Consider the following 12,014-nt stretch of genomic DNA (forward strand, 5'->3'; position numbering starts at 1 on the left):
TAGAGCGTGGGATCAGACGTACAACGAAGCTTCAGCCCCAGTTTTACTTCTGATTAACATGAGCCGAGAACGGCAAGTCTTATTTCTTGCCGGTATCAATTTTAGCGGATCGCTATGTTTCTGCTGAGTTATTTTCAGTCTTTTGTATTATTTTGGGCAGGAATGCGGCTCATCGACGTCACTGTGAAAAAGTCAATGCCATATTTATGGGGAAATGAAAGATATGGCTATTAAAGTGTGACCTGCTAAGAATCGTGTAGCCACCCGCTAGGTGAGTCTTCATGTGGTAGGCAACGCAAGGACTGTGCACTGATGCATTGAAAGCGTGGACTTACAATAGGGCAACAGCGAGAAGTGTGTCAACTATGCTACGGGAAGGGTTAGACGGACATACTTGAAATTATTTGCCTAAGGTTGGTGGCGGTTGAATATGTAAGATGGAGCCGTCCACCATGAGGCAATGCTAGATCCAATATGGGCCAACAGGCCGGCAACAAGGAACACATCCGAATAGCAAATCCCTCTGGCAGGCAGGATAAAATAGTGGTCAGACGCTACACCTAAACTAACAAGAGCAGCGCCAATAAAGATCAGGGTGTTTGCGGCAAACGTGATGAGATCGTTGGCATTTAGTTTTGTGACCATGCTGCTTCCCCTGTTGGAGAACTCTCAGATATTGCTAATTGAGATCGCCAAAATATTTGTCCAGATTTGTATTGCTTAGTTACTTTGCTCACGGTAGCAGTCGTGAGCGAAATGAAGTTGATTGGCGTCAAGAAAAGCGATGGGTCGGCGACGAAATAAAGTCGCAGACACAAGCACCGATTGATGGTCAGGATAGGAGGGTGCCGCCGGTGCTAACTCTGTGCCAACGCGTTACGTCGGACGATTTGCATAAGATCCGATGGTGGATTTATGGGGCTGTGCGTCGTTTTATTGCGCTGGAGGGGGGGCTTGATCGGAAGAAAGAAGGTGGCACAGTCCAGTGCCACCTAAGGCATTAATGATGCGTGGTGGTTGTATGGCTGGTGGTAGTCGAATTGTCGCTGGCCACTGCTGCTACGCCGGCAACTGCGGCGCCAATCGCTGCCATAGCACCAACACTGAGTCCCGCAGCGGTTGCTGCGCCAGCGGCCGCCGCAGTACCAGCAGCAGTACCAGCAGCAGTACCAGCAGCAGTACCAGCAGTAGCGGTGCCAGTCGTGCCAGCAGCAGCGCCAGCCGATGTCGTGCCGGTTGTAGAGGAAGTGGCTGCGGCTTCAGTGGACTGAGCCAAAACTTGACCAGAAATCATGCTGAAAATCGCAGCAACCAAGAAAACTTTCTTCATAAGGGAATCCTTTCTTCGGGGATAAGAAGACAAACGCATAAAAAATTTTGCAGCGATTGGCATTGTATCAACTGTTAGTCGCTGACGAAAATTTCATTGACAATTTACAACATCTTACAAAATCGGTCTACGAATTTGCACAGCATGGGGTCAATACTCCATTGAAGCTAATCGATTATCTGTTGCAATGGTTCACGGAATTGCGTCTTTTGCAATCTTTCGACATCGTCGGTTCTCGCCGAAGTCGTAAATTTTTTCCTGCCCGATTTGACGGCAATCCATCTGCCTGATTTTCGTTTTTCTACACTCGGCACCAATTCTGCCCCTTCTATACAGCTTTCCAAAGATAAATTTGGCGTCCTGACGTCAAGCTTGATCCAAGTCCATCTCGTGCCTAAAGAAATTAACGTTCCGTCAATGTTCTGACACCTGAAGATTTTTATCGTTAGGTGTACCCGGCGCGATGTATCGCCGGCCTCAATTAACCGGTTCTTTATGGCGCGGCTAGAGGGAGTTGTTGATGGACGATTGGACACCGCAGAAGTTTTTCCGTGGTAGTAAAGTTGTTGCAGCTTTCTTGTTTTTGTATACGGCGGGTAGTTGTTATGCACAGCAAGTTGCGGAACAGGCGGCCGTTGCGCATAAGTCGCCAGTTGTTTATGAAGCGACTTCGTCACCATCGAGCTCGCCATCCCAAATACTTAATGCAGAAACTTCGCCAATTTCGTCATCGATAACCACAGACGAAATGGCATACAACGCGCACGATAGTGCGATTACTGCAGCGGTAGCAGATAGCGTTACTACCGGTCTCGCGTTATCTGCTGGCGCTGTAGAAACCAATGCATTAATAACGACTACGCCGCTGGGGTTGGTTGCGCTTGCAGGTATGAAGGTCGGGGTAGTGAAATACGCAGACACGTTGCCTGAACAGGAAAAGCGTACAGCCTTTAAGTCAGCGTCGGCATTATGGGGAGGCGCGGCCGTCAATAATATTATGGTGTTCATGGCGGCGCCGCCACCTTTCCCTATTATCGCTGGCTTGATTGCGGGCTTCGTGACTTGGGCACATGTAGATGAAAAATACCGGAAAGAAGATGAGCGGATTGCGGCTCGAAATAGAAAAACTGGGGAAATTGCAGTCAATAATGGAGCCATGACCGCTAATGGGGTAGAAACGTCCGGTAATTAATCGCTTGTTGATTACGGATTGAATGAATCTCGAAATACGAGTAAAAAGATATAATCGCTAATATTGAAAAATAGCTGGACCAGATCCAAGCTTTTTAAGTGGCACTTTTTATTCTCGTTAATTCGAACAGGTTAGGCAATGAAATCATATAAGGAACTCCAGGCAGAGATTAAGGAACTGCAGGCGCAAGCTGAGAAGGCGCGCCAGGCAGAGCTTGCAAACGCCATTACGGAAATCAAAGCAAAAATCCAGGAATATGGGCTGACTGAAGCAGACTTGTTCTCTACTGAAAAGAAAACCAGGAAGGCTGGCGCGACGGTAAAACCGAAATACCAAAACCCGGAAACCGGCGAAACCTGGACGGGAAGAGGCAAGCCGCCGAAATGGATTGCGGGCGCCAATAGGGCTAAGTTCCTGATTGAAGGGGGGAATAATATAGACTTTCTTGATCGATAAGCTATATTGTTTGAAATGTCGTTCGGTCGCCAATATCAGAGATATTGGCGATTTTTACATCAGCCGCAAGCGCGGACTAAAACAAATATATCACTCCATGGATCGTGTTATTGGCTGGGTGCATACTCTTCTTGTGATGATTGCCCTGATCGTTCAGCCGTGGAGTGCCAATGCTGCAGCAAGCGATGGCACGGATATTCACGTTGCAGTCATAAAAAAAGGGGACTCGGTCACAATTGATGCGAGTTACTTGGTATTGGTGACCGCCGATATCGCTTGGGACGTGCTGACCGATTATGAACATATGGCAGAAGTTTTGCCGCAACTGCGTACAAGTAAGGTGCTGGTCCGAAGCGAAAACAAGCTGCGTGTCTCTCAAACCGGCCGGATTTTCTTCGGACCGATTCCGGTAGCGTTCGACTATCTTCGGGATGTTGAGCTCACGCCGCGCAGCCGGATTCGCTCTCATGTTATAGGCGGCAGCCTTAAGCGCGGCGACGTGACGACTGAGCTGATACCGCGGGAGGCGCAGACACGCATTATTTACCATAGCGAGGCGATGCCCGGTATTTGGCTTCCGTTTGGTATCAGTGAGGCATTCATCCGGGACAACGTGCACGATCAATTCATCCACATGCGAGAGGAGATGATGCGGCGGAAAGAAAAAGCAGCAATGCGTGTGAGCAGCTGAGTTCCGCTCCTGGGGAGAGACTAAGTAGTTATTACTCGTTCGGCCTCGTTAACGCCTTGCGGCAATGCGGGCAAGACTTGCCGGGAACATAATACGGCGACAACTGCTCGCGTGGCGTCACTACCGCTCGGCACGCGAAACATTGCTTGGTGTCCGTTGCTTCCAGCTTTGGATTGAGCGCGGTTCGGTAGTCGAACACGAAGCAGTCGCCGCGGTAGTGCGACCCGCCGACTTCCTCGAAATACTTCAGGATGCCGCCTTCGAGTTGATACACGCTGTCGAAGCCAACGTTCTGCATATGGATTGCCGCTTTCTCGCAGCGGATGCCGCCGGTGCAGAAGGTGACCACGGTCTTGCCACTGAAGTCTTCCTTGTGCTGCGCAACGACTTCGGGGAATTCGCTGAATTTTTCAATGCGGTAGTCGACGGTGTTGTTGAAGGTGCCGACGTCGACTTCGAAGGCGTTGCGGGTGTCGAGCATCACCACCGGCTTGCCGGCGTCGTCATGGCCGCAGTCGAGCCAGCGCTTCAAGGTCGGCGCGTCCACTGCCGGGGCACGGCCTTCCTCCGGCTTGATCAGCGGATTTTTCATTGTGATGATTTCACGCTTGAGCTTGACCAGCATCTTGGTGAACGGCTGGCGGTCGGATTGGCTTTCCTTGACTTCCAGGTCGGCAAAGCGTGCATCGGTGTGCAGCCACGCAAGAAAGGCGTCGATCGATTCGCGCAAACCGGCAAGGAAAAGGTTGATTCCTTCGGGGCTGAGCAGGATGGTGCCTTTTAAGCCCAGCTTTTCACAAACGGCGACGAATTGTGGACGTTTTTCGACGGTATCGTCGAGGGTGATGAATTTGTAAGCGGCAATGTTGACGTAAGTGGGGCTGGATGGCATGGGAAAATGAAGGTAAGCCTTTGATTTATCGCCATTATAGGCGTGTATCGACAATGCGATTTCGTTCGTTTCTTTGTGTTGCAAGTGGTGCAGCCAGGCCTGTTGCAATTGCTCAGTGGAAGCGACCTGCCGAGGTAAAATAGCGCGATGACCTCACCGCAATTCATTCATCTTCGTCTCCATTCCGAATACTCGATCGTCGACGGCCTCGTGCGCATCGACGATGTTGTCAAAGCTGCCGCCAAAGACGGCCAGCCAGCGCTTGCGATTTCCGACCTGGCCAACCTGTTCGGCATGGTCAAGTTCTACAAGGCTGCACGCGGCAAGGGTGTCAAGCCGATTGCCGGCTGCGATGTGTGGATCACCAACGATGCCGACCGCGACAAGCCGTCGCGGCTTTTGTTGTTGGTAAAGAATCGTACTGGCTACTTGCAGTTGTGCGAATTGCTGAGCAAAGCTTGGCTGACCAACGTGCATCGTGGGCGGGCGGAGATCCGGACCGAGTGGCTGGAAAACGGCGCTGCAAGCGAGCTGCTCGCCTTGTCGGGAGCGCATTCCGGCGACATCGGGATGGCGATCGACAACGGCAATATCGTGGCGGCCGAGCACTGCGCCGAGCGCTGGATGGGCATTTTCCCGAATCGTTTTTACATTGAAATCCAGCGCTACGGCCAGCCCAACATGGACAATCATGTGCGACAGGCGGTAGCGCTGGCATCGCGCCTGAAGCTGCCGGTGGTGGCCACGCACCCGATCCAGTTCCTGACGCCCGGGGAATTCATCGCGCACGAGGCGCGTACCTGTATCGCGGAAGGCGAAATCCTCGCGAACCAGCGCCGCGTCAAGCGCTTCAACGAGCAGCAGTGCTTCAAGACGCAGGCTGAGATGGCCGAGCTGTTCGCCGACCTGCCGGCGGCACTGCAGAACTCGATCGAGATCGCCAAGCGCTGCAACCTGCAGCTCGAACTCGGCAAGCCGAAGCTGCCGCTGTTTCCGACGCCGGATGGGATGTCGCTCGATGATTTCCTGGTGCAGCAGACCAAGATCGGGCTGGAAGAGCGGCTGCTGCAATTGTTCCCGGACGAAGCCAAGCGCGAAGCGAACCGCGCGCGCTACGAGGAGCGCCTGAAGTTCGAGAACGATACCATCATCAAGATGAAGTTCCCCGGCTACTTCCTGATCGTGGCCGACTTTATTCAGTGGGGCAAGAACAATGGCGTGCCGGTCGGACCGGGCCGCGGTTCCGGCGCAGGTTCGCTGGTGGCGTATGCGCTCAAGATTACCGACCTCGACCCGCTCGCCTACAACCTGCTGTTCGAGCGCTTTCTGAATCCTGAGCGGGTATCGATGCCTGACTTCGATATCGACTTTTGCCAGGAAAACCGCGACCGCGTGATCCAGTATGTGAAGGACCGCTACGGACGTGACGCGGTGTCGCAGATCGCAACCTTCGGCACGATGGCGGCCAAGGGCGCGGTGCGTGACGTGGGTCGCGTGCTCGACATGGGCTACAACTTCTGCGACGGCATCTCGAAACTGATTCCGTTCAAGCCGGGCAAGCTGGTGACGATTGCGGATGCGATCGAGGAAGAGCCGCTCCTGAAAGAGCGGATGGAAAAGGAAGAGGAGGTCAAGCAGATCCTCGACCTCGCGCAGCAGGTCGAAGGCATCACGCGCTCGATCGGCATGCACGCCGGCGGCGTGCTGATCGCGCCCGGCAAGCTCACCGATTTCTGTCCGTTGTACACGCAGGGCGGCGACGCCGGCGTGGTGTCGCAGTACGACAAGGACGACGTGGAAGCAGTCGGCCTGGTGAAGTTCGACTTCCTGGGCCTGACCACGCTGACCATCCTCGACCGGGCGGTGAACTACATCAAGATGCTCGATCCGGCGCAGGCGGACTTCGATCTGGCCAAGCTGCCGCTGAACGACAAGGCATCCTACGAGCTGCTGACCAAGGCCAAAACGGTCGCCGTGTTCCAGCTTGAAAGCCGCGGCATGCAGGGCATGCTGAAGGACGCGCGTCCCGACCGCTTCGAGGACATCATCGCGCTGGTGGCGCTGTACCGCCCGGGCCCAATGGACCTGATTCCGGATTTCTGCAAGCGTAAGCACGGCGAGAAATTCGACTATCCCGACCCGCGTACCGAAGGGATTCTGTCCGAAACCTACGGCATCATGGTGTATCAGGAGCAGGTGATGCAGATGGCGCAGGTGATCGGCGGCTACTCGCTCGGCGGCGCTGACTTGCTGCGCCGCGCGATGGGCAAGAAGAAGGCGGAAGAGATGGCCGAGCATCGCCAGATTTTCCGCGAGGGCGCGGCCAAGAACGGACTGTCGCAGGAGAAGGCCGACGAGATCTTCGACTTGATGGAAAAGTTCGCCGGTTACGGCTTCAACAAGTCGCACGCAGCCGCCTACGCGCTCTTGTCGTATCACACCGCCTACCTGAAGGCGCATCACCCCGCCGCGTTCATGGCAGCCAACATGTCGCTGGCGATGGACGACACCGACAAGATCAAGATCCTGGTCGAGGACTCGATCGATATCTGCAAATTGCAGATCCTGCCGCCGGATATCAACCAGTCGCATTACCGCTTCATGCCGGTGGGCGAGCCGGGCAAGAAGGCGACGCAGATTCGCTACGGCCTGGGCGCCGTCAAGGGCAGCGGACAGAATGCGATCGAGGCCATCATCGCCGCGCGCGAAGCGGGCGGGCCGTTCACGGACCTGTTCGACTTCGTCAAGCGCGTCGACAAGCGCCAGATCAACCGCCGCACGATCGAGGCGCTGATCCGCGCCGGGGCGATGGACTGCTTCAAGGTCGATCGCGGCATCCTGCTGGCGTCGGTTAATTTCGCGATGGAGTGCGCCGAACAGGCACATGCGTCCGCCAATCAGGTCAGCCTGTTCGGGGGCGACGCCAGCGACCTGGAAACGCCGCCGGAATACGTGAGGGTGCCGCCGTGGAGCGACAAGCAGCGCCTGACCGAAGAAAAGACCGCGCTCGGCTTTTACCTGTCCGGCCACCTGTTCAATTCGTATGCGGAAGAGGTGCGCAAGTTCGTCAAGACCAAGCTGGCGAGTCTGGAGCCGTCGCGCGACGCGCGCGTGATGGCCGGAATCATCACCACCGTGCGGGTGCAGATGACCCAGCGCGGCAAGATGGTGGTGGTCACGCTCGACGACAATACCGCTACCGTCGACGTGACGATATACAGCGAGCTGTACGAACCGAACAGGCATTTGTTCAAGGAAGACGAATTCCTCGCGGTACAGGGCAAGGTGTCGGAAGACCGTTTCTCCGGCGGCTTGCGCGTGACTGCCGAAAAGGTGATGGATATCGCCATGGCGCGCGTGGCGTTCGGCAAGCAGTTTGCGTTTTCGCTGGAGGCGCGCCTCGACGCGTTGCAGATCAAGAACGTGCTCACCCCTTATCGCTCCGAGACCGGCTTGCCGCTGACGATGCGCTATATGCAGCAAGGGGTCGGCTATTGCGAAATCCGGCTTGCCGACGACTGGCGGGTGGCACCGGCCGATGGCTTGAAGCAGACGCTGGCCGAGAAACTGGGCGTACAAGGCGCGATGGTGGAATACTGAATCCGCTATGACGGTATACCGACCACGCAGTCGCTTTCGGCTCGTGGTTTTCCATCGGCACAGTTAATGGAAAGCATTGTCATTCCGGCCGCCTGAGTGCTTTTGATACCGGGACAGATATGCAGCGTCCTTATCTGTCATTGTGTTAATACTTTGGTTTCCTGATTGCATGGAAACTGTCGCCAATAGTTAAAAATGTAACTATTCATTTCCCTTGTCAGCTTTGTCGCTTTGGAACCGTTCTAACGGTACACGCTTCCCGTGTTTCGTTTTTCACTCCAGAAAGGGTACTGAAATGAAGAAACTGATTGCAATGTTGATCGCTGGCGTTTTCGCTTCTTCCGCTTTTGCAGCTAGCCATACCGCAGCTGCGGCTTCCGACCAGGGCTCCACTACGACGATGAGCGACAAGACGGATACCAAGGAACAGAAGGCAGACACCAAGGCTGAAAAGAAAGCTGCGAAAGCCGACAAGAAAGCCGCTAAAGCAGAAGCCAAAGCGAGCAAGAAAAAAGTAAAGGCAGACACCGAAGCCAACAAGGAAAAGGCAGAAGCGAATGCAGACAAGGCAGCCGCTGCTGCGGATGCCAAGGCCGACAAGGCTGAGGCGAAGGCTGATAAGGCGAAGAAGTAAGCGTTCCCAGCTTAACAAAAGGCAGGCTTGGCCTGCCTTTTGTTTTTGGTAAACCGGTATTTATCGGAGGCGTTGGTCGTCACAGTACAATGCTTCCTTTTGCGCTTGTTCTGTATGACAACTATCCTGATCACTGGTGGCGCCGGATACATTGGTTCGCACAATGTCAAATATCTGCGCGAGAAGGGCTACGATATCGTCGTGCTTGACGACCTCAGCCGCAGATTTGCCGACGCAGTCATTGATGCGCCTCTCGTCAAGGGTAATATCGGCAACGCTGCGCTGCTCGACAAGGTATTCACCACACATCACATCGATGCGGTACTCAATTTTGCATCCTTCATCCAGGTCGGTGAATCGGTGCAGCAACCATCAAGCTATTACCTGAATAACGTCGGCAATACTCTGGTGTTGCTGGACGCAATGACGCGTCATGGGGTCAAGAAGCTGGTGTTTTCATCGACTGCTGCGATTTTCGGCAATCCGGAATATACGCCGATCGACGAGGCACATCCGAAGAATCCCATTAATCCGTACGGTCGCAGCAAATGGATCGTCGAGCAACTGCTGCAGGACTACGAGCTTGCATATGGCTTGCATAGCGTCTGCCTGCGTTATTTCAACGCAGCAGGAGCAGACCCCGATGCCTTGCTCGGCGAAAGGCATGAACCGGAGACTCACCTGATCCCGTTGGTGCTGCAGGCTGCGTCCGGAAGGCGCACTCAAATTACGGTCAATGGTACCGATTATCCCACTGAAGACGGCACCTGCATACGCGACTACATTCACGTGGAAGACTTGGCGCAGGCACATTGGCTGGCGCTGCGCTATCTCGATACGCATCAGAACAGTGCAGCTTTCAACCTGGGCAATGGCAGCGGATATTCGATTCGCCAGGTGATCGATATGGCCCGTGCGATAACAGGCTGCAATTTTCGCGTGGAGTTCGGGCCTCGCCGCAACGGCGACCCTTCCGTGCTTGTGGCCGACAGCAACCTAGCGCGGCAGCACCTGGGATGGAACCCGAAGTATTGTGCACTGGAAGACATCGTCCGCCATGCGTGGGCATGGGAGTGCAAGCAAAGCCGGTGACCATTCGGTGCGTACGACAAGCCGCCGGCGTAGAGAATCTTACTTGCGCGACCTGACGCGCAAGTATTGCAGATACCACTTCAAGCTTTCCAGCGGCTTGCCCTGCTTGAACAGGAAGCGCGAATGCATGCGCAATTCTTTGGTATTGCGCGGCTTCTGGTCCAGCGGCATATCGGACCAAGGCGACAATGCATGATACTTGCGGAACATGTTCCTCGCATCGTGTCCGCTCCAATCCGTCCACGGCTTGACGGCCCCAGCGAAGTGAATGAACACTGCATTGCCCACCGGGCGCATAGCTGTTTTATTGACGTTTAAGTCGTGGATCAGGTCGTACAGGTAATTGAATTTCGGATCGATATAGCGTGCCCGTCCATCGAGCACGATATTCAACGCATCCTGGTCGTTAAAACGCAGCTTCTTTCCATGTTGCATTAACGCTTCCATGGTTTGTTCGGTGATATGGTTTTCCAGCCATTTATTCACGTTGATGAACAGGACGCCGCCATTGAAATAATGTGGATGCTTCAGGTTCAGCGCCGCAACCCGCCTTTTCGTGGTGACCGGTGCATCGGGTACAACGACAGCGATGTCATTACTGATATCCATCTCGATCAATTCGTCGAGCTTGCCCACGCATAAGATATCCGCATCCAGATACAGCACGCGATCGGTAATTCCTTTCAAAATCGACGGGATCACCAAGCGCGTAAAGATCGACAGCGAGTAGTAGGAAAACTTGATGAAGTGATCGAACTGCTTGAAGTCGCTGGTATTCAGAACGTGCAGGCAGGTGCGGACATTGAATTTTTTTTCCAGCTCCAGCAGGCGACGGCAGTGCTCCTCCGATGCGGCAAAGGTCAGCACGTGAAAGGTGAAGTGCACCCCGGGATTGTTGTCGATGATGGAGGTAATGGTCGCTCCCATCGCACGAAAATAATTGTTATCGACACAGAACGCGATATGGAAGGAATCGCTCTTGTTGGTCGGATTGGCCAAATCGGCTTCTGTTGAAACAGCACCCATTTATAGTTCCTTCATCACTTGTTCTACAGGGATTTCTTTGACCCAGTCGCTGCGCTTGGCGGCGGTAATCACCACGCTATGGTCCCGGTCAAACGGCACCCATTCAGGGTTTTTCTGACGCATTAGTGCGATTACGGGGACATGAATAGCGTTCGCCAGATGCATCACGGCCGTTTCGACTGAAATGATCAGGTCGCACCGGCTCAGAATGGCCGGTAGCTGGAAAAAGTTTTCTTCGGCGCTGAATAATTGCGTACGCTGCAGTCCGTAGCTTCCAATTACCTTTCGTGCGTTATCCAGTTCCTGCGGAACGGCATTGACGACAAAACACGCATCGCGCCACTTTTCTTGCTTCGTCATCGCAGCGATCAACTCGGCGACCTTGTCGAGCGGCCAGCAGCGTTTCTTGGTTTTTGCGTACGGGTTGATGAACACCAGCCTTCCCGCTCCGGGCTTGAAATCCCACTTCGCCAACTGGTCGTTTGCATAGCGCAACCACTGATCCGGAATGCGTACGAAAGGAAAGCGGTCCGCGGGGCTGATGTCCAATCCACAAAGTTGATTAAACCAGTTCGCATAAACGTCAGTAATATGCTGCGGGTTCGCTTTCGATACTGAATAGGGCGGAATGCTTGCATCCAGCTTCTTGTACGCCAGATGGTGATGGAGTTGGAAGAACTTCATTTTCTTCGTCATCCCGACCACGAAACCGCGCGGGCTGATATTGCGCGCTAGCCCGGCGTAAAGATGGGGGCGCAAGGTCGCCAGCGATACCACGATTGGATAGTCTTCGCGCTGCGCTTCCTGTATTGATTCCTGATAGAGCTGTGGGCTGTAGGTGCGGGTATAGACCTTGGCGAAAAACGGACAACTGACAACCCAGTCATACAGGGAATATTTTTTCAGATGCTCCCACTGCGATGCGTCGCTGGTGCGGCGCACCTCATCTACCCATAGATGAATCTTCAGGTGCGGATAGGCTTGCGCGAACGCTTGAAAGCAATTCTGCAGATAAGTGAAGTCGCCCAGTGCAAGGTGAGCGATGAACAATATCTTGTCCGATTTCTTGAGCAGATCTGCAGGAATGAGCGGTTGTGCCAT

General features: G+C 54.1%; 11 protein-coding genes. 6 read left to right on the forward strand and 5 right to left on the reverse strand.

Annotated features, from left to right (window positions below; genetic code table 11):
• Nucleotides 1-408: 408 nt before the first annotated feature.
• Nucleotides 409-645, reverse strand: a complete 237-nt coding sequence (locus TSA66_RS26850; RefSeq protein WP_157691651.1) for a hypothetical protein — start codon at nt 643-645, stop codon at nt 409-411.
• A 355-nt stretch (nt 646-1,000) separates the two neighbouring features.
• Nucleotides 1,001-1,330 (reverse strand): hypothetical protein, encoded by a 330-nt coding sequence (locus tag TSA66_RS26855; RefSeq protein ID WP_157691652.1) that lies wholly within the window; start codon nt 1,328-1,330, stop codon nt 1,001-1,003.
• Between the two features lie 520 nt (nt 1,331-1,850).
• Here TSA66_RS26855 and TSA66_RS10225 point away from each other — a divergent pair.
• The 3 genes from TSA66_RS10225 to TSA66_RS10235 all read left to right on the forward strand — a co-directional run bounded on the left by TSA66_RS10225 (nt 1,851) and on the right by TSA66_RS10235 (nt 3,669).
• Complete coding sequence (locus TSA66_RS10225; RefSeq protein ID WP_157691653.1) at nt 1,851-2,522, forward strand: hypothetical protein; 672 nt, start codon at nt 1,851-1,853, stop codon at nt 2,520-2,522.
• A gap of 138 nt (nt 2,523-2,660) precedes the next feature.
• Nucleotides 2,661-2,978 carry an H-NS histone family protein gene (locus TSA66_RS10230; RefSeq protein ID WP_040039925.1) on the forward strand — a complete coding sequence of 106 codons (318 nt, stop codon included), beginning with the start codon at nt 2,661-2,663 and terminating at the stop codon, nt 2,976-2,978.
• The gene (locus tag TSA66_RS10235; RefSeq protein ID WP_157691654.1) at nt 2,968-3,669 is read left to right on the forward strand and encodes an SRPBCC family protein; all 702 of its coding nucleotides are present in this window, start codon (nt 2,968-2,970) and stop codon (nt 3,667-3,669) included. The genes TSA66_RS10230 and TSA66_RS10235 overlap by 11 nt, the downstream gene beginning before the upstream one ends.
• A 31-nt stretch (nt 3,670-3,700) precedes the next feature.
• Here TSA66_RS10235 and TSA66_RS10240 read toward each other — a convergent pair whose 3' ends face one another.
• Nucleotides 3,701-4,561: a sulfurtransferase gene (locus TSA66_RS10240; protein ID WP_040042425.1), complete on the reverse strand. Its 861-nt coding sequence runs from the start codon at nt 4,559-4,561 to the stop codon at nt 3,701-3,703.
• 147 nt (nt 4,562-4,708) lie between these two features.
• Between TSA66_RS10240 and dnaE the strand changes: the two genes are divergently transcribed.
• The 3 genes from dnaE (at nt 4,709) to galE (ending at nt 9,887) form a co-directional block, all read left to right on the forward strand.
• Nucleotides 4,709-8,161, forward strand: coding sequence for a DNA polymerase III subunit alpha (dnaE, locus tag TSA66_RS10245; protein ID WP_040039927.1), 3,453 nt, complete (start codon nt 4,709-4,711; stop codon nt 8,159-8,161).
• Between the two features lie 295 nt (nt 8,162-8,456).
• On the forward strand, nt 8,457-8,795 hold the full coding sequence (locus TSA66_RS10250; RefSeq protein ID WP_040039928.1) for a hypothetical protein: 339 nt from the start codon (nt 8,457-8,459) through the stop codon (nt 8,793-8,795).
• Between the two features lie 114 nt (nt 8,796-8,909).
• Nucleotides 8,910-9,887 (forward strand): UDP-glucose 4-epimerase GalE, encoded by a 978-nt coding sequence (galE, locus tag TSA66_RS10255; RefSeq protein WP_040039929.1) that lies wholly within the window; start codon nt 8,910-8,912, stop codon nt 9,885-9,887.
• Nucleotides 9,888-9,926: 39 nt separating this feature from the next.
• On the opposite strand, the gene TSA66_RS10260 is transcribed toward galE, so the two are convergent.
• The gene (locus TSA66_RS10260; RefSeq protein WP_052452228.1) at nt 9,927-10,913 is read right to left on the reverse strand and encodes a glycosyltransferase family 8 protein; all 987 of its coding nucleotides are present in this window, start codon (nt 10,911-10,913) and stop codon (nt 9,927-9,929) included.
• Nucleotides 10,914-12,014, reverse strand: coding sequence for a glycosyltransferase family 9 protein (locus TSA66_RS10265; RefSeq protein ID WP_040039930.1), 1,101 nt, complete (start codon nt 12,012-12,014; stop codon nt 10,914-10,916).

It is taken from the genome of Noviherbaspirillum autotrophicum, from assembly GCF_000818395.1.
GTDB lineage: Bacteria > Pseudomonadota > Gammaproteobacteria > Burkholderiales > Burkholderiaceae_D > Noviherbaspirillum > Noviherbaspirillum autotrophicum.